This window comes from Streptomyces iranensis (assembly GCF_017874715.1).
Taxonomy (GTDB): Bacteria; Actinomycetota; Actinomycetes; order Streptomycetales; family Streptomycetaceae; genus Streptomyces; species Streptomyces iranensis.
In genome coordinates, this window is record NZ_JAGGLR010000002.1 from 213,463 (window position 1) to 231,193 (window position 17,731).

17 protein-coding genes are annotated in these 17,731 nt (G+C 70.9%); 9 read left to right on the top strand and 8 right to left on the bottom strand.

Translation table 11 applies throughout. The features are described 5' to 3' along the window. Positions 1-7: 7 nt before the first annotated feature. From J2Z30_RS04565 to J2Z30_RS04575, 3 genes are all read right to left on the bottom strand, one after another. Positions 8-1,876: a serine/threonine-protein kinase gene (locus J2Z30_RS04565; protein ID WP_044578838.1), complete on the bottom strand. Its 1,869-nt coding sequence runs from the start codon at positions 1,874-1,876 to the stop codon at positions 8-10. Between the two features lie 338 nt (positions 1,877-2,214). Continuing rightward, entirely contained in the window at positions 2,215-2,997 is a 783-nt protein-coding gene (locus J2Z30_RS04570) for a polysaccharide lyase family 7 protein (protein WP_044578836.1), read from the bottom strand. A 96-nt stretch (positions 2,998-3,093) separates the two neighbouring features. Continuing rightward, positions 3,094-3,888, bottom strand: coding sequence for an FHA domain-containing protein (locus J2Z30_RS04575; RefSeq protein WP_044578834.1), 795 nt, complete (start codon positions 3,886-3,888; stop codon positions 3,094-3,096). Between the two features lie 272 nt (positions 3,889-4,160). On the opposite strand from J2Z30_RS04575, the gene J2Z30_RS04580 reads away from it, so the two are divergent. Next, complete coding sequence (locus J2Z30_RS04580; protein WP_044578832.1) at positions 4,161-4,664, top strand: hypothetical protein; 504 nt, start codon at positions 4,161-4,163, stop codon at positions 4,662-4,664. A 9-nt stretch (positions 4,665-4,673) separates the two neighbouring features. Continuing rightward, positions 4,674-5,054, top strand: a complete 381-nt coding sequence (locus J2Z30_RS04585) for a VOC family protein (RefSeq protein ID WP_044578830.1) — start codon at positions 4,674-4,676, stop codon at positions 5,052-5,054. A gap of 39 nt (positions 5,055-5,093) precedes the next feature. Here the strand turns inward: J2Z30_RS04585 and J2Z30_RS04590 are convergent, their stop codons facing one another. Both J2Z30_RS04590 and J2Z30_RS04595 read right to left on the bottom strand, forming a co-directional pair. Beyond that, positions 5,094-5,867, bottom strand: a complete 774-nt coding sequence (locus tag J2Z30_RS04590; RefSeq protein WP_044578828.1) for an IclR family transcriptional regulator — start codon at positions 5,865-5,867, stop codon at positions 5,094-5,096. Between the two features lie 66 nt (positions 5,868-5,933). After that, positions 5,934-6,575 (bottom strand): TetR/AcrR family transcriptional regulator, encoded by a 642-nt coding sequence (locus J2Z30_RS04595; protein ID WP_044578826.1) that lies wholly within the window; start codon positions 6,573-6,575, stop codon positions 5,934-5,936. 194 nt (positions 6,576-6,769) lie between these two features. Here J2Z30_RS04595 and J2Z30_RS04600 point away from each other — a divergent pair, with 194 nt between their 5' ends. Then, a complete protein-coding gene (locus J2Z30_RS04600; protein WP_044578824.1) occupies positions 6,770-7,540 on the top strand; it encodes an NADPH-dependent F420 reductase in 771 nt (256 codons plus the stop codon). A gap of 71 nt (positions 7,541-7,611) precedes the next feature. Here J2Z30_RS04600 and J2Z30_RS04605 read toward each other — a convergent pair whose 3' ends face one another. After that, the gene (locus J2Z30_RS04605; protein WP_052701724.1) at positions 7,612-8,433 is read right to left on the bottom strand and encodes a 2-keto-4-pentenoate hydratase; all 822 of its coding nucleotides are present in this window, start codon (positions 8,431-8,433) and stop codon (positions 7,612-7,614) included. A gap of 43 nt (positions 8,434-8,476) precedes the next feature. Then, on the bottom strand, positions 8,477-9,583 hold the full coding sequence (locus J2Z30_RS04610) for an alcohol dehydrogenase catalytic domain-containing protein (protein WP_044578823.1): 1,107 nt from the start codon (positions 9,581-9,583) through the stop codon (positions 8,477-8,479). Between the two features lie 178 nt (positions 9,584-9,761). Between J2Z30_RS04610 and J2Z30_RS04615 the strand changes: the two genes are divergently transcribed. Further along, complete coding sequence (locus J2Z30_RS04615) at positions 9,762-11,198, top strand: aldehyde dehydrogenase (NADP(+)) (RefSeq protein ID WP_044578821.1); 1,437 nt, start codon at positions 9,762-9,764, stop codon at positions 11,196-11,198. Positions 11,199-11,291: 93 nt separating this feature from the next. Here the strand turns inward: J2Z30_RS04615 and J2Z30_RS04620 are convergent, their stop codons facing one another. Next, positions 11,292-12,512: an alpha-hydroxy acid oxidase gene (locus tag J2Z30_RS04620; protein WP_308279738.1), complete on the bottom strand. Its 1,221-nt coding sequence runs from the start codon at positions 12,510-12,512 to the stop codon at positions 11,292-11,294. Positions 12,513-12,768: 256 nt separating this feature from the next. On the opposite strand from J2Z30_RS04620, the gene J2Z30_RS04625 reads away from it, so the two are divergent. The 5 genes from J2Z30_RS04625 to J2Z30_RS04645 all read left to right on the top strand — a co-directional run bounded on the left by J2Z30_RS04625 (position 12,769) and on the right by J2Z30_RS04645 (position 17,727). Continuing rightward, positions 12,769-13,542: an SDR family oxidoreductase gene (locus tag J2Z30_RS04625; protein WP_044578817.1), complete on the top strand. Its 774-nt coding sequence runs from the start codon at positions 12,769-12,771 to the stop codon at positions 13,540-13,542. 50 nt (positions 13,543-13,592) lie between these two features. Then, positions 13,593-14,966 (top strand): MFS transporter, encoded by a 1,374-nt coding sequence (locus tag J2Z30_RS04630; RefSeq protein WP_052701723.1) that lies wholly within the window; start codon positions 13,593-13,595, stop codon positions 14,964-14,966. 58 nt (positions 14,967-15,024) lie between these two features. Beyond that, positions 15,025-15,843 carry an N-acyl homoserine lactonase family protein gene (locus J2Z30_RS04635; RefSeq protein ID WP_044578815.1) on the top strand — a complete coding sequence of 273 codons (819 nt, stop codon included), beginning with the start codon at positions 15,025-15,027 and terminating at the stop codon, positions 15,841-15,843. A 78-nt stretch (positions 15,844-15,921) separates the two neighbouring features. Next, a complete protein-coding gene (locus J2Z30_RS04640; protein ID WP_044578813.1) occupies positions 15,922-17,211 on the top strand; it encodes a hydroxyacid-oxoacid transhydrogenase in 1,290 nt (429 codons plus the stop codon). A 9-nt stretch (positions 17,212-17,220) separates the two neighbouring features. Beyond that, positions 17,221-17,727, top strand: coding sequence for an FmdB family zinc ribbon protein (locus J2Z30_RS04645; RefSeq protein WP_044578812.1), 507 nt, complete (start codon positions 17,221-17,223; stop codon positions 17,725-17,727). Positions 17,728-17,731: the final 4 nt, after the last annotated feature.

Here is a 17,731-nt window from a genome sequence, read left to right on the forward strand (position 1 = left end):
CGGCGGTTCAGGCGGGTGGCAGCGCGGCGGCGGCCGACCCGGCGAGATCGGTGGCCAGTTCGCAGGGCCGTCCCTTGCGGCCCGCCCCCTTCAGGACGAGGGCCACCCGCTCGGTGCCCTTCACCCGGTCCAGACCGGTGTAGTCACGGTGGACCACCTCGACGCGGCAGCTCCCCGGGCCCTCGTCCTCCGGCAGCACGATGGCCTGACGATCGCTGAGCTTGGTCGACCGGGCGCCCTTGTCGTGCGGCAGATCGCCCTGGTCGAAGCGCAAGTCCACCTCGTACTCGCTGGTGGTGGACTTCCACTGGCACTGCCAGCGGCCGAACCCGACGTCCGGGTCCCGGGCGTCGATCCCGGGCACCTTCTCCAGCGCCTTGACGTCGAGCAACGTACACGCGTCCAGGTGCGCCAGCGAATTGGACGGAAAGTCCGGGGAACGCCGGGGGATCTCACCGCGGTTGAGCACCTTGGCCGCGACTTTCGCCGCGCGATCGGCGGTGTCGCACAGCGGCTCCTTGAGCTCGTCGGGCTGTCTCGCCGCCGCGGTGACCCGGAGGCTGTTGTCACGGGCGCCGGTCACCGCCACGGCCCGCTCGCACTCGTCGTCCTCGGCGGCGCGCCCCACGACGGTGACCCTGCCCTCGGTCTTCCTCGCCACGCCCTCCGGCAGCGAATCGGCGTCGAGCTCCACCCTGACGTCCACGACCTCCTCGCTCCGCTCCCGCAGGAGGACATCGCACCGGTTGAAGTTGCCGTAGTCGCGGTCGAGCCGGGCCTCGTCGTACCGATGGAACACGGTGGCGTTCAGCAGGGCGCAGGGGTCGGCCGTACGGGGGTCGCCGATGAAGCCCGCGGCGGCCGTTCTGCCCGGTGCCGGGGTGGCCTTGTCCCCGTCTTCGTCCCCCAGGCTCATCACGATGAAGGGGACGGCGATGGCCAGTGCCGTGACGGCGGCGGCGCCGGCCATGAGCAAAGGGCGCCGCCGGACCAGCGTCGCCGTGCGGCGCGGCGGCCCTGCCGCAGGGACCTCGCCGCGCGTCAGGACGTCCGTGTAGGGCGTGGTCGACGGGGCCACCGGGAGGGTCGGGAACCGGTCGGGGGGTCCCGCGATGTCCACGAGGGCGCTGAGCGCCTCGGCGGCCGTGGGCCGGGCCCCGGGGTCGCGCTGGAGCATCGCGGTGAGGATGGAGCCGAGCGGGCCGACCTGGGGGCTGATGGCCTCCATGCGGACCGCCCGCCCGGCGCCGCGCATCGGCGGGGTCCCGGTCACCAGCCAGTACATCGTGGCACCGAGCGAGAACACATCGGACGCACGCTCGGGCGCGCCCCGGAACGCCTCGGGGGCTGCGAAGAAGGGGGTGAGGCTGACCGGCCCGTTGGGCGTGATCGTCTCACTGCCGTCCACGCGGTACGCGGCGCCGAAGTCGGTCAGCTTGGCGACCCTGTCGGGGGTGATCACGATATTGCCGGGCTTGACGTCGCAGTGCACGATGCCCTTGTCGTGCAGGGCCGCCAGCGCGGCCGCGATCTGTGCGCCGATGTGTGCCGCGAGCTCGGGGGACATCTTCACCGGGACGTCCAGGCTGCCGCCGGTCACATGCTCCATCACCAGCCAGAACGTGGCGTTCCTGCCCTTGCCCGCGCGGACCGCGTCGTAGAGGGTGACCACGTTCGGGTGGCTGAACTTCGCCAGCGCGCGGGCTTCGGCCAGCAGCTCGTCGAAGTCGGCCTGGCTGTTGTCTTCGAGCAGGGCCCGCTTGAGGACGACGGACCGGCCCAGCTCCGTGTCGACGGCGAACCAGACCGCGCCTCTCCCTCCCTCGACGGGCCCCTTGGTGAGCCGGTACTTGCCGACCTTCTCCCCCCGCCGCACGACGACACTCCCCTCCTACGAGACCAGAACCGCTGCTGTCTGCCGTTACCGCACGCGGATCGAACTTACTGCGTACACGGAAAGACACGTACCGGTTGCGGCGTTCGTGAGGGCGGTGCGGGGCTCGATTCGCGCCGGAGGCGCGTGGGACCTGGCCGGTTGAGAAGGGAATTCACCCACCACTCCAGAAATCTTCACCTTTGTGGAGGTTGCGGTGTTGCGGAAGCACATGCGACGGGGGCAGGCGCCACGGTCACATGCCATCGGCGCACGTTCGCGTGTCGCGCCGGTGCCGGGCCTCCCCGCGGCTGGTGAGACCCGGCACCGCGTCCCCCTGGTCAGGAGTGGGTGACCTTGAGGCTGGATATGTGGACCTCGCCGTAGTTGTCATCGTCGCAGGGGTCCGAGTTGTCGCAGTTGGCCTGGGTGTAGGCCCCCGCCTTGAAGTAGTTGCCGTCGCCGTCGGAGGAGATCGTGGTCTCACGCTCCCCGTTGTAATAGGCGTCGATCTTCCCGTTCCGCGCCACGAACTTGGCCTCGAACTCGGTGCCCAGCTCATAGTCGTCGGTGACCAGGTGGTGGTGGGCGTCGTCGCCGTCGGTGATGTAGAGCTTGCTGCCTTCGAGGCGGAAGACCGTGACATCGTCGTCCCCGCCGTGGATCTGGGCGCCGACGAGATGCGGCTTCTCCTTGGGGAGCGCGGTGAACGCCTCCTTGACCACGAGGGTGTGGGTGCCCTCGCTGGTCGACCAGCCGGCCTCCTCCTCCCCGTCATCGGTCATCTCCCGCAGCTCGGCGCGCGGGTAGCTGGAGCCGCCCGTCGTCACGCCGTTGACGGCGGACCGGAACTGGACCGCGTCGCAGTCCCCGGTGACCTGGAACCAGGGCTTGGCGGAGAAGGTGGCGAGATCGGGCTGTGTGATGTCGGTCGGGTCCTCGTCCTCGCCGGTGGGGAGGGTCAGCTTCCAGTTGGTCAGATCGAGGACGTCGGCGGGGTACTCGCACTGGGCGGCCGGGGTGTGGTGGCGGGCGGGGATGTCGGCCTGCGCCGGGAGCGCGAGGGCGGCCGTCGAAGCGGCCACGGTGATGCCCGCGAGGACGGCGATGCGCATGCACCTCATGGGGTGTTCCTTCCTGTTCGTTCGGCGACAGGCATGATTCGCCGCCGGTTCCGGGACGGGTCCCGGAACCGGGAAGTCAGCGCGGAGTGGCTCGGGCTACGCCTCCGGCGCGGGATCGGGCCAGAGGGCGTCGTCCTCGATGAGGTCCAGATCGGGCGGTACGAGCGTCGTGGACTCCACCAGCCCCTTGAGCAGGTTGTGCAGCAGACCGTTGTCGGCGGGGCGGCCCTGCGACTTGTCGTGCAGCACCGGGTATCTGAATCCGGTGCTGTGCAGACGGCGGCGTACGGCCTCGACCCGGTACTCGATCTTGCGCTCGTTCCAGCCCGCGCTCGGGCGCAGGTACATGAGCTGCTTGGCCGCCGTGGCGTACGTCAGGGGGCGCGGATCCTCCTCGTACAGCAGATACCGCTGGCCGAGGACGGCCAGCAGCAGCCGTTCGTCGTCGTCGAGCGGCCAGATCTCCGGCCGAAGCGTCTCGGCGCGCCGCCGCGACACCGGCCCCTGGTCGTCATGGCCCGCCACATACAGCTCGACCAGGTGCTCACGGTAGCCCGAGCCCTTGACGAACAGCGGGGTGTAACCGGTGTCGAGCGGGATCGGCTCGGTGCTGAGGTGCATCATCGTGCCGCGGGGCAGCCGGACGAGCTGCCGCCCGGTGTTCCGCAGCCACCACTGCCCCTGGCGATACGTCAGCTCGCCGTGGCGCCGGCTCACCCGGAGGTCGTCCACGCCGATGCCCAGATCCACGTCCGGCTTCTCGCCCCGCCCGAAACGGACCGTCAGCCCCGGCCGGGGCGGGGCGCTGAGGTCGCCGGTCACCGTGCGGGCGTGCAGCATGCCGGGCGTGCTGGGCGCGACTCCGCGCGCGAGGCTGGCGGAGAGGGGCATCGGTGGTCTCCTCGGTTCGGGCGATTCTCGACACGCGCGCGGACACGCACACCCACCAGGGTCCGCGCCCTCCTCCGGGACCCGTCCCGAAGCAAGCGGGCCCGTTCGGCGGGGGATGCCCCGCCGCCCGGGGCTCATCGGCCTCCACAAGCGTACGAGTTGAATGCCGCATCCGGGCCGGGACGGGTCCCGGCCCCCCGGACGGACGATGCCCGCCACGACCCCGGCACGGCCGCCGCTCGGCCACCGGACCCGCGGACAAGGAGGGCACGATGACCGGCTCACCGGACGAGAACCACTGGCCGGACCCGGCCCCGGACCCGGCCCCGGACCCGGCCCTGGACCCGGCCTCGCCCCCGGTCCAGCGCCCCGGCCACATCACCGCGGCCGCCGTGCTCCTGGTCGTCTCGGCGTTCATCAGTGCCACCATCGCCGTGAACGACCCTGAGCTGACCCAGTTCGTATACCTGCTCCTCTTCATCACCATCGGCGCCGCCCTCCGCCTCCGCAAAGGCGGAGGCCCGGCCCGCGTCACGGCCACGGTGACGGCCGCGCTCTTCCTCGTCTATCTGCTCCCGCACGCGATGCGCGGACTCTCCGACCCGGGCGGGGTCTACCAGCCGGACTACGCGGTCCGCGCCATCCTGGCCATCGCCATCTCCGCCACCGGCGTAACCCTCCTCCACACCCCCAGCAGCCGCGCCTACTTCCGCACCCGCCGCCGGGGTTCGGAAACAGCCGCACGGGGCCGGGGATCCCGCGTGAAAGGTGGGTAGGTTCGGTGCATGCACAGAAGCCGTGTGTACGCCGTCCTGATCGACACACCCGAAGCCGAGGTCGCGCGGGCAACCGCCTTCTGGTCGGCGGCGCTCGGTGTCACCGCGCTGCCGTTCGCGCCGGAACCCCAATTCACCACGCTCCATGAGGCGCTTCCGGGGCTGGTCACCGCCGTCCAAGCTGTCGACGGCGCGCCTCGCATCCATCTGGACTTCGAGACCGACGACGTCGAGGCGGAGACCGCGCGCTTGCTCGCGCTGGGCGCCGAGCAGATTTCGCAGTGGCAGGAGTGCCGGGTGCTGCGGGTGCCCGGGGGGCATGTGGTGTGCGTACTGCCTGTGGAGAGCGATCCCGAGGTTTTCCGGGCGCGGGCCAGTGTCTGGCCCTGACGTGGCCCTTGGGGAAGGGCGCGGGCGGCCGGTGCGTGGTTACGACGGCACGCTTGCTCCCAGGCGTTGTGCCATCGCCTTCGCACCGCCGAGTACCAGCTCGACGTAGTGGTCCTTTTCCGCGTCGCCCCATCGCGGGGTGGGCACCGAGATGCTCATGGCTGCCACGCAGTTGCCGAGGCGGTCGTGCACCGGGGCGGCGACGCAGGCCGCGTGGTCGTTGGACTCGCAGTATTCCTCGGTCCAGCCGCGCTCGCGGGCCGTTTCGATTTCGGACAGAAGCCGCTTGCGGGTGGAGATGCTGTTGGAGGTCATCTGCCGCAGCGCCTTGTCGTTCGGGAACAGCTCATCGAGTTCCCGGGCCGAGAGGGCGCTCAGCAGTGCCTTTCCGCCCGCGGTGCAGGAGGCGGGCAGGCGGCTTCCCACCTGGGACACCAGCCGGACCGAGTACTTGCTGTCGAGGCGCACGATGAACACGGCGAATCCGCCGTCGCGTACGACGACCTGGACCGTCTCGCCGCACGCCCGCGCCACCTCACCGGCGCACTCCCGGCCCACGGTGGCGAGGTCGAGCCCGCGTTCGTAGCCCGCGCCGAGACGCAGGGCGCTGAGCCCCATCGCGACGCGTCCGGTCTCCTTGGAGATCGTCACATAGCCCCGGTCGGCCAGTGTGTTGACGAGTTCATGCGTGGTGGCCCGGGGCAGGCCGAGGTGTTGGGTGATCTCCGGAACCCGTAGCCCCTCGTCCTGGTCGATGAGCAGTTCCAGGATGTCCAGGCCCCGGCGAAGGGCCGGAGCGGTGAGACGCGCCACAATGGCCTCCCAGCACACGTTTCAGCGGAACACATTTCCACAGATGACGTCCAAAATATCAGACGCCTATGCCTCGGCGTCCGTGTGGGGCGCCGGCTCGGGCAGCGGTTCGGTGTTGCGGCTGCTGAGGCCGTCGAGGGAGATGCGCAGGAGGCGGCGCCACTGGCCGGGGTGGCTGCCGTCGGTCGCCTGGATGGTCTGACTCAGGGAGGCACTGAGCAGGACGAGGTCGGCGGTGGTGACACCATCGCGCAGAAGTCCGGCGTCCGCACAGCGGGTGCGCAGTTCATCGATGAAGGCGTCGCGGTGCCGGGCGCATACGCGCGAGGGAGCGCCGGTGGCGGTGTAGCTCTCGACGAGGGCGCGATTGCGGGCCTGGTGGGTGAGGGCCTGCTCGAAGAAGCCGGTCAGGGCCTCCCAGGGGTCCTCGGTCGCGGCCGCCGCCTCGTGGGCGGCGGTGAGCCAGGAGGTGAATTCCCGCTCCAGGACGGTGACGAGCAGATCGTCCTTGGCCGGGAAGTGGCGGTAGAGCGTGCCCATGCCGACGCCGCTGCGCCGGGCGATCTCGCGGACGTCGACCGCGCAACCCTGCTCGGCGAAGACCACACCGGCCGCCTCGATGATCGCCGCGCGGTTGCGCTCGGCGTCCGCCCGGCGGGCGCGCCTGGCGGGGGGCTGCGTGGGCGTGGACTGGTCGGCGCTGGTCACGGCATTCAGCGTACAGCCGCCATTGCGGAGCGCCCGCTCCGGTTGTGTTACCTTCAAGAGGAGCACTCGCTCCGGTTACTCCGGTTCGGTGGTGCGCGAGGCCTCGGCCTCGGCATGCCTGTTCCCACCCGGGCCCGGCTCCGAGACAGAAGCGCCCGCGGACCACAGGTCCGTCAGATGAGGAGACCTCTTTCATGGCAACGCTTGGCTTCATCGGCAGCGGCAGCATCGGCACAAAACTGGCCCGGCTCGCGATCGCGGCGGGCATCGACGTCGTCCTGTCCAATTCCCGCGGGCCCGAGACCCTGGCCCAGACGGTCGCCGAGCTCGGGGAGCGCGCCCGAGCCGCGACGCCCGAGGAGGCGGCACGGGCGGGCGACTGGGTGGTGGTGAGCATCCCGCTGGCCGCCTACCGCAAGCTCCCGGCCGCCGCGCTGGCGGGCAAGGTCGTGCTCGACACGATCAACTACTACCCGTTCCGCGACGGGGACTTCGAGGAGCTCGACTCGGGCAGGACCACGACGAGCGAGCTCGTCCAGCACCACCTGACCGGCGCGAAACTCGTCAAGGCGTTCAACAACATCAACGACGGGCACATCCCGGCGCTCGCCCGTCCCACGGGGGCCGCCGACCGCAGCGCCCTGCCGATCGCCGGTGACGACCCGGAGGCGAAGGCGAGCGCCGCCGCCCTGATCGACCGGCTGGGCTTCGGCACCGTCGACGCGGGCCCCCTGGCCGAGAGCTGGCGCTTCGAGCCGGACACCGCCGCCTACGTGACGCCCTACTTCGCCGACACCGACGCGCTGAACGCCGCCAAGGCCAAGATGGCCGAGGAGATCAGGTCCGGCGGCCCGTTCCGGACCCGGCCCCCCGCGGACCCGGGCGCCCCGCTGTCCGCGGACCGGCTGCGCGCCCTGCTGGCCGAGACGCCCCGCGTCCTCACCGCGGACCGTGTGCTGCGCTGACGTCCCGCACACTGACGTCCCGCACACACAGGGGCTGGGGCCGCATACGTCCTGGCCCCAGCCCCTGTCGGTCAGTTGACGTCGAGGGCGATCCGGCCCAGCTCACCGAGGTCGGCCACCAGGCGATCGCCGACGCTGATCGCCGTCGGGGCGCACAGGGTGCCGCTCAGGACGGTGTCCCCGGCTTCCAGTCGCCTTCCACCGCGCAGCAGATGCCGGGCGAGCCATGCCACCGCCTCGGCGGGGTCGCCCATGACGGCGGCCGCGCTCCCCGGCACCGTGCGGGAGCCGATCGTCAGCGTGGCGGCGAGCTTCGACAGGTCCATGGCCGCCGACGGCGCGACCGAGGGGCCCACCATCGCACGAGCGGCGTTGGTGTTGTCGGCGACGAGCATGGGGAGCGTTCGCGGGCCGCCGTGCCACCGGCTGTCGACGATCTCGAAGGCCGGTGCCAAGGCGGCGGTGGCGTCGCGGACGTCCGCAGCGGTCACCCGCGGACCGGGCAGCGCCTCGCCCAGGGTGAAGGCGACCTCCACTTCCGCCAGCGGGGCGAACAGCCCAGCCATGGCGAGGGGCTCGCCGTCCTCGATCAGCCTGCCGGCGAGCAGATGGCCGGCGGCGGGCTCATCGGCACCGAAAGTCTCCCGCGCGGGCTGTGCCGTGAGGCCGACCTTGTAGCCGATCGCCCGCTCACCGGCCGCGATCGCCAGGTCGCGGGAGGCGTCCTGGACGGCATAGGCCATCTCGAGGCCATCGAGCCGATCGGCCAGGGCCGAGTCCACTGCGGCCGAGTCCACTGCGGCCGAGCCGACCGCGGCGGAGTCAACGGCAGCGGCTCCGCCGCCCGCTTGCCACAGCCGTCGGCCCAGTTCTGCGACCAGTTCCTTGTTCATCGCTCTCCCCTACCACCGGTTCCGTTCGTGAGCCGGTCCGCACTCACAGCTTAGGACCGGGAACGATCACCGCACGGCCGGTGGCCCCCTGCGCCAGCGCCGCGTACGCCTCGTTGACCGCCGACAGCTCGTACCGTTCACCGAGCAGCTTGTCGAGCGGCAGCCGGCCGGTCTTGAAGAGCTCGACCAGCTTGGGGATGTCGACCGGCGTGTTGGCCGAGCCGTAGAGACTGCCGATCAGCCGCTTCTCCTGCTGCACCAGGGGGTTGACGGGCACGGCCGCGGTGGCGCCCACCTTGCCGAGGCCGACCGCGACGGCGGTCCCGCCGGTACCCACGACCTCGACCGCCTGGGCGAGTGTCTCGGGCCTGCCGACCGCGTCCAGCGACCAGGCCATCGGACGGGGCGAGATCCTGGTGAGCTCTTCGACGAGGCTGTGCGTGCGGACGTTGACCACGTGGGTGGCGCCCAGCTCGAGTGCCTTCTCCAGCTTGGCGTCCACCGTGTCGACCGCGACGATCGGATCGGCACCCACGAGGCGCAGTCCCATCACCGCGCTCAGCCCGACGCCACCGGCACCGATGACCACGACGCCCTCTCCGGTGGCGTCCTTCATGACGTTCAGCGCCGCACCGGCCCCGGTCACCACGGCACATCCGATGATCGCCGCGACCTCCGGCGGAACGTCCGGGTCGATCGCGAGGACCGACCGTTCGGACACGACGCACTGCTCGGCGAAGCAGGAGACCCCCATGAGGTGGTGCAGCTTCTCGCCGTTCAGGTTCAGCCGTGACGTCCCGTCGAGCAGACCGTTGGAGGCCGCCAGCACCCGGCCCAGCGCACACAGGGCGGGGCGGCCGGTGGTGCAGAACTCGCAGTCACCGCACCGCGGGCGCCACAACGTGATGACGGTGTCACCGGGGCGGACCCGGGTCACCCCCTCCCCCACCCGCTCCACGACGCCCGTCCCCTCGTGCCCGAGCACCGCGGGCAGGCGGACGTTGAGGTCGCCGTTCATGTAGTGCAGATCGCTGTGGCACACCCCGGCGGCGAGCACACGGAGGGTGACCTCGCCCGGTCCGGGGGCGTCGAGGTCGACGTCCTCGACGGTCAACGGCGCACCGGGCCGGTGCAGTACTGCTGCCTTCATGGAGCCACGCCTCACTCTGTCCACCGTGTACGAAACTTCAGACGTTGTCTTACGGGTTGAGTATGTGAGTCCGTCTCGGCGGCCGTCAAGCACGTTGACGGAGGCGCCGACGCATGCAACCGTGTCTTGAGAGTGAGATTACGTCTCATATTTAAGACATCATAAGGGAGCACGTCTGATGACCGATGCGACAAACGCGCTGGAGCTGGTGCGGAAACTCGACGCCGCCACAGGCGCGTTCGAGCAGTGGAGCCGCCTCGAGCCGGCCGACCGCGCCCCGTTTCTCGAGGCCATCGCGTCCGCGCTGGAGGAGGCCGCACCGAAGCTCGTGGCCATCGCGGACGAGGAGACGTCCCTCGGGGAGACCCGGCTGCGCAACGAGATGGTCCGCACGGTGTTCCAGCTCCGGCTCTTCGCCGAGATGGTGACGCGGGGCGAATACCTCGGGGCGACGATCGACCGTGCCGACCCCGCGTGGCCGATGGGCCCGCGGCCCGATCTGCGCCGGGTGCTCGAACCGCTCGGCCCGGTCCTCGTCTTCTCCGCGAGCAACTTCCCGTTCGCGTTCAGCGTGGCGGGCGGGGACACCGCCTCGGCGCTCGCGGCGGGCTGCCCGGTCGTGGTCAAGGCCCACTCCGGCCACCCCCGGCTCTCGGCCGCCACGGCGGAGGTGGTGCAGCAGGCGCTACGGTCCACCGGCGCGCCCGAGGGGCTCTTCGACGTGGTCTTCGGAACGGAGGCGGGCCGGAAGGCGATCGTGGATCCGCGGGTGAAGGCGGGCGCGTTCACCGGATCGACCGAGGCGGGCCGGGCGCTCTTCGACCTCGCAAGCGGCCGTCCGGAGCCCATCCCGTTCTTCGGTGAACTCGGCAGCGTCAACCCGGTGTTCGTGACGGAGGCCGCCGCCGAGCGGCGCGGGCCCGCGATCGTCTCGGAGTTCGTCGGGTCGTTCACCCTCGGCGCCGGGCAGTTCTGCACCAAGCCCGGCATCCTGCTGGTCCCGGCGTCGGCCAAGCTGGTGGACGAGTTGCCCGGCACCGTCCCGGACACGCCGCTCACATTGCTCAACGAGCGCATCCGGACCTCCTACGCGAGTACGGTGCGGGAGTTGCGCGACACGGCCGGGGTGCGCGTCCTGGTGAGTGGCGACCAGGACGGCGCCGACCAGTCGCCGACGGTGCTGTGCACGACCTCGGCCGATCTGCTCCGCGACCCGGAGGCGCTCATCCGGGAGGTGTTCGGGCCGACCGCGCTGGTCGTGGAGTACGCGGCGGAGAGCGAACTGCTCGAGGTGGCGAAGGCCATCGACGGACAGCTCACCGCTTCCATCCAGGGCGAGGACGACGACACCATCGCCGCGGAGCTGATCAGGCTGCTGGCAGCCAAGGCCGGACGCGTGCTGTGGAACCAGTGGCCCACGGGCGTGTCGGTCACCTACGCGCAGCAGCACGGCGGCCCCTACCCGGCCACCACGGCACCGGCCACGACCTCGGTGGGCACCGAGGCCATCCACCGGTTCCTGCGGCCGGTCGCCTATCAGGGCGTGCCGCAGCACCTGCTGCCGCCCGCACTGCGCGACGCGAACCCGCTGAGCGTTCCCCAGCGGGTCTCCTGAGCCGAGATCGGCCAGAGGGCCCGCCTCCCTCGGCGGGCCCTCTCCCGTTCCCTCACCGCTCACGGCATACGGCCGCTCACCTCGTACGACCGCTCACGGCATCCGCACGTGATGCCGCGCGATGGCGTCGCTCGCGTTCAGCCCGAGCAGTTGCAGGCTGCGTGAGTACTCCTCGCGCAGGATCGTGACGGCGCGCTCCACGCCCCGCTCACCACCGGCCATCAGGCCGTACAGATAGGCGCGGCCGATCATGACCGCGTCCGCCCCGAGTGCCCGCGCGGCGAGGATGTCCTGGCCATGGGTGACGCCGCTGTCGAGGATCACCGTGGCGTCGGGGCCGAGCTCCTCGCGTATCTCGGGCAGCACCGTGAGGGTGGCCGGGGTGCGGTCGAGCTGCCGTCCGCCGTGATTGGACACGACCACACCGTCCGCGCCCGTCTCCACGGCGCGGCGCGCGTCACGCGGGCTGAGCAGGCCCTTGACCAGCAGCCGATGCGGCCAGTTGGCGCGCAGCCACGCCAGATGGTCGTAGTTCAGCGTCGGCTCGAAGACCACGTCGGCCACCCGTACGGCGTCGATCACATCCGTCTCGCCGGTCATGCTGCGCAGCGACGCGAACGCGATCGGGGCCGTGGTCAGCTTGTTGAGCACCCAGGAGGGGTAGCGGGCCATGCCGAACAGCGTCCGCAGGGTGAGCGACGGCGGGATCGTGAGGCCGTTGCGCATGTCCTTGGGGTGGCGGCCCGCCACGGGTGTGTCCACGGTGAGGACCACGGTGGTGAATCCGGCCGCGAGCGCGCGGTCGAGGAGTTCCGCGTTGAGGCGCTCGTTACGGGTCAGATAGAGCTGGAACCAGTGTTCGCCGCCCGGGGCCGCCGCGGCGACGTCCTCGACGGTCGAGGTGCCCACGGTGGACAGCGTGTACGGCAGGCCGTGGCGGGCGGCCACGCGCGCCACCGCCGCCTCGCCCTCGTGGTGCATCATCCGGGTGTAGCCGGTCGGCGCGAAGATCAGCGGCATCGCGATCTCCCGGTCGAACAGCCGCGTGGACAGGTCCGGATGGTCGACCGGCGACAGATACTCCGGCACGAGTTCGACCGCCGCGAAGGCCGCCCTGTTCCGTCGCGCGGTCAGCTCCGCGTCGGCCGCGCCGTCCACGTAGTCGAACACCGCGCGCGGAGTCGTGCGCACCGCCACCTTACGGAGATCGCGGACGCTCAGCGCGGCCCCGAGCCGCCGTTCGACCGGGTTGAGGGTCGGCCGGCGCAGTTGCAGTACCTCCCGGAGCTCGGACCACCGGGGTCGCTGCCGCACCACGCGAGGCCGCTTCGGGGCTTCGGATGGCGCTGGGGGCTGGGTGACGGTCACGGCATGCCTCTCGATGTGCGGGTGTCAATGGCCGTTCGACGAACGACGAGATATTGGACGGTGTCCGAGAAATCGGAGTCTGACTCTCGACTTCGATGTGCGTCAAGCCTTGACGCATCACTCCACCATGGGCACCATCTGGTTTGCATATAAGACAGCGTCTTAAATTTCAGACGGCGCAAGCCGAAAAAGGAACGGTGCCATGCAATTCGGTCTGGCAGGCAAAACTGCTCTCATCTGCGCGTCCACGTCCGGCCTCGGCCGGGCGACCGCACGGGCCCTGGCGGAAGAAGGCGTCAACGTCGTGGTCACCGGCCGATCGGCCGAGCGCGCCAAGGAGGTGGCGGGCGAGCTGCCGGGCGCGGTCGGCGTGGGCTGTGACCTGGTCGCGGACGGCGGTGCCGAGCGGCTCCTCACGGCCGCCCGCGAGGCCGTCGGCGACCTCGACATCCTCGTACTGAACGGGCCGGGCCCCGCGCCCGGACCGGCCCGCGCCACCGACACCGCGGGGGTCGCACAGGCCATCGCCACGCTGGTCACCCCCCAGGAGATCCTGGTGCGGGGCACCCTGCCGGCCATGGTCGAGAAGGGCTGGGGCCGTATCCTGAGTATCAGCTCGACGAGCGTCCAGGCGCCGCTGCCGAACCTCTCGCTGTCCAACCTCGGACGGGCGGCGCTCGCCGGGTACCTCAAAACACTCGCCGCCGAGGTGGCCGCACAGGGCGTGACGGTCAACTCGCTGCTCCCCGGGCGCATCGCCACCCCGCGGGCCCGGCAGATCGACGAGGCCGCCGCCCAGCGCACCGGCCGGCCGCTGGACGAGGTCGAGGCCGCGTCCAAGGCCACGATCCCGGCCGGGCGCTACGGCGAACCCGATGAGTTCGGCGCCGCCGCCGCGTTTCTGTGCAGCACCCAGGCCGCGTACATCACGGGCACCGCCCTCCGGTGTGACGGCGGCATGGTGCCGACCCTCTGACCCCGCCAGAGGGTTCACCCGACTCCCCAAGACGAGAGCAGCGCACCCGCATGAGCCATATCCCCGTCACCGACGCGGCACCCGACACCAGAGCCGAAGGTCATCACCAGCCATCCCCGGCGGCCATCCGCAGGACGGCCCTGGCCGGAATGATCGGCACCACGATCGAGTGGTACGACTTCTACATCTACGGCCTCGCCGCGGCGCTGGTCTTCGGCACGGAGTTCTTCCCCGACTTCTCACCGACGGCCGGCACCCTGGCCGCGTTCGGCACCTTCGCGGTGGGCTTCATCGCCCGCCCGCTCGGCGGAGTGATCTTCGGTCACTTCGGGGACCGCGTGGGCCGCAAGAACGCGCTCATGCTCACGCTGTTCCTGATGGGCGCGGCGACCGTCGTCGTCGGTCTGCTGCCGGGCTACCAGACCATCGGCCTCTGGGCGCCCATCCTGCTGGTCACGCTGCGCTTCCTCCAGGGGTTCGCCGTCGGTGGCGAATGGGGCGGCGCGGTGACGATGGTCGTGGAGTCCTCGCCGCGTGACCGGCGGGGGTTCTACGGGAGCCTGCCGCAGATGGGGGTGCCGCTGGGGCTGGTGCTGTCGTCGACCGTGTTCGCGCTGGTCTCCACGCTGCCCGATGACGACCTCCTCGCCTGGGGCTGGCGCATCCCCTTCCTGCTCAGCGTCGTGCTGATCGCGGTCGGGATGTTCCTCCGCTCGCGCATCACCGAGACCCAGACGTTCGCCCAGGTGAAGGAGTCGGGGCAGGCGCGCAAGATGCCGGCCATGGAGGCGTTCCGGCACCACTGGAAGGCAATCGTCCTCACCATCGGCATGTACATCTCGGCGGGTGTCCCCTTCTACATCGTCTCGGTCTTCGTGCTGTCCTACGGCTCCTCCCATCTCGATCTGTCGCGGGGTGTGCTGCTGACCGGGATGCTCATCGCGGCGGTGGCCGAGGGGCTGGCGGTGCCCTGTTTCGGCGCGCTGTCGGACCGCTGGGGCCGGCGCCCCGTGTTCCTGGGCGCCGCCGCATTCGCGGCCGTGCTCGCGTTCCCGTTCTTCTGGCTGCTGGCCTCCGGGCAGACCGGGCTCACCTGGCTGGCCATGCTGCTCGCGCTCGCCGTGGCACACGCGGGGATGTACGCGCCCACGGCGGCGATGTACGCGGAGCTGTTCCCCGCGGACGTCCGCTACACCGGTACCTCGATCGGCTATCAACTCGGCGGTGTGGTGGCGGGGTTCGTGCCGCTCGTGGCGGGTGCCCTGGTCAGCGCCGCCGACGGCGCCTCCTGGCCGATCGCCTCCATCTGGGCGGGCGCGGCACTCGTCGGGCTGGTGTGCGCGCTGATCGTCCGCGAATCCCGGGGGTGCGACCTCCAGCCCGATCAGTCCGTCGATCGCCCCAAGTCCTTCCAGACCCCTTGATCCATGACCACCGCCCGGCCCTCGGGGCCGCGGCCGTCCCGACCGGAGGTGAAGCTTTATGACCGCGAAGACCGCGAACAAGGTACACGTCCTGAGCTGCGGAGCGATGAGCTGCGATCTGACGTGGCTGCTGCTCAAGGCGGGCCGTACGATGCGCACGCGCACCGAGCACCAGCGGCCCCCGGAGTGGTACTCCTGCACCACCCACTGCGTACTGGTGGAGACCCCCGAGGGGACGCTGCTGTGGGACACCAGCTGCCCCCGCGACTGGGAGACCCGCTGGGCCCCGACCGGCCTGCAGGAGTACTTCCCCTACGACCAGGTGAGCGACGAGGAGTATCTCGACGCGCGGCTCGGCCAGCTCGGCGTCCAGCCGCAGGACATCGACTATCTGGTCCTGTCCCATCTGCACTTCGACCACGCCGGGAACATCGGCATGTTCACCGGCACCGGCGCGCGGCTGGTGTGCCACGAGAAGGAGAAGGAGTTCGCCTTCGGCTTCGAGGGCGCCTTCAACGGTGCCCACCTCAAGACGGACTACGCGGCGTGTGACTTCGACACGGTCAGCGGTGACACCGAGATCCTGCCCGGTGTCACCCTCATCGAGGCCCCGGGGCACACCCCCGGCACCATGTCGATGAAGGTGGACCTGCCGGAGACCGGGGCGATGCTGTTCACCTCGGACGCCGTCTACATGGGCGACTCCTACGGCCCGCCGGCCACCCCCGCCGCCATTGTCAATGACCTGAACGCCTGGTACGCCTCGGTGGAGAAGATCCGTGGCATCGCCGAGCGGTCGGACGCCACCGTCGTCTTCGGCCACGACGCCGAGCAACTGCGCTCGATGCGGCTCGCCCCCGATGGCTTCTACGCTTGATCGTCCGGACCCGGCCGGCGCTCCGAGCCCGGCTCGCCGCGCCGCCGGGACCTACTCCGATCCCCAGGAGGGACGCGTATGAGCAGCACCGTTCCGGCCCGAGCCGAGTCCGTGTTCACCTACGGCGCCCCGGCGCTGAAGTTCGGGCCGGGAGCATCCGACGAGATCGGCTTCGACCTCTCCCAGCACGGGGTCCGCCGGGTCCTCGTGATCACCGACGCCGGGGTGGCCGCCACCGGCGCGCCACACCGCATCGCCGAACGGATGACCGCGTTCGGCATCGAGGCCCAGGTCTTCGACGGCGCGCATGTGGAACCCACCGACGTCAGCCTGCGGGAAGCGGTCGACCACGCGCGGGCGTCGGGCCCGTGGGACGCCTTCGTCGCGGTGGGCGGCGGCTCCAGCATCGACACCGCCAAGGCCGTCAACCTGCTCAGCACCAACCCCGGCACGCTGATGGACTACATCAACGCGCCCGTGGGCAGGGCACTGGCGCCCGAGAACCCGCTCAAACCGCTGGTCGCGGTCCCCACCACCACCGGAACCGGCTCGGAGTCCACCACCATCTGCGTGCTCGACGTGCTGGAGCTGAAGGTGAAGACCGGCATCAGCCACGCCCGGCTGCGGCCCACACTCGCGGTCATCGACCCGGACCTGACCTTCACCCTGCCCGCCGGGGTGACCGCCGCCAGCGGCATGGACATCCTGTGCCACGCGCTGGAGAGCTACACGGCCCGCCCGTACGACACCTATCCGCGCAAACACCCCGAGCAGCGGGTGCCGTACTGCGGCGCCAATCCCATCTCCGACGCGTGGTCGGAGCGGGCGCTGCACCTGCTCGCGCGGTCCTTCCGTACCGCGGTCCGCGACGGGGACGACCCCGAGGCGCGCTCCGAGATGGCCCTGGCGGCCACCTTCGCCGGCCTCGGCTTCGGCAACGCGGGTGTGCACATCCCGCACGCCAACGCCTACCCGATCGCCGGGCGGGTGAAGGACTTCCACCCCACCGGCTACCCCGCACACGAGCCGATGGTGCCGCACGGGATGGCCGTCTCGCTCACCGCGCCGGAGGCGTTCCGCTTCACCTTCCGAGCCCAGCCCGAGCGGCATCTGCGGGCGGCGGAACTCCTCGCCCCCGAGATGGAACGCCCCGCCGACGCGGCCGAGTACCTGCCCACCGCGATCCAGCGGTTGATGCGCGACATCGGCATGCCCGACGGCATCGGCGGTGTCGGCTACGACAAGGGCGACATCCCCGCACTGGTGGACGGCGCCATGAAGCAGCAACGGCTGCTGGCCACCGCCCCGCGCGAGGTCACCGAGGACGACCTCGCCGGGATCTTCGACCGCTCGCTGTCGCTCTGGTGAGGAGGACCGATGGCCATCTATGAACTCGCCTGCGAGACCGGGCACCGCTTCGAGGTGATCCAGTCGTTCACGGCCCCGCTGCCGAACTGCCCGGAGTGCGGCACCGCGACCCGCAAGATCCCCAGCAGCTTCGCCCTCGGCGGCACCGCCGCCGTGCCACCGCCGCCGGAGCGGATGCCGCAGACCTGGAAGGGGACCTACCGCGGCGACCGCGACTACGTCACCGCCATGCGGCGCACCGCCGAGTCCCGGCAGAAACTGGAGGAGAGGTACCCCGAACTCGCCGGTGACCGGCGGCCGATCGTCGCCCACGAGGGCAGATACGAGGCGGCCCCGCTGCGCGCCGGGGACCCGGTGCCCGCGCCGTCCGAGGGAACCGGGCATGGCCACGCGCACGGACACGGACATGGGCACGGGCACGGACACTCACACCAGCACGGGCACTCTCACACGCACGGACACGGACACGGACACGGGCACGAGTCGGAGCCGACGAAGCCGACGAAGCCTTCGTGAAGCG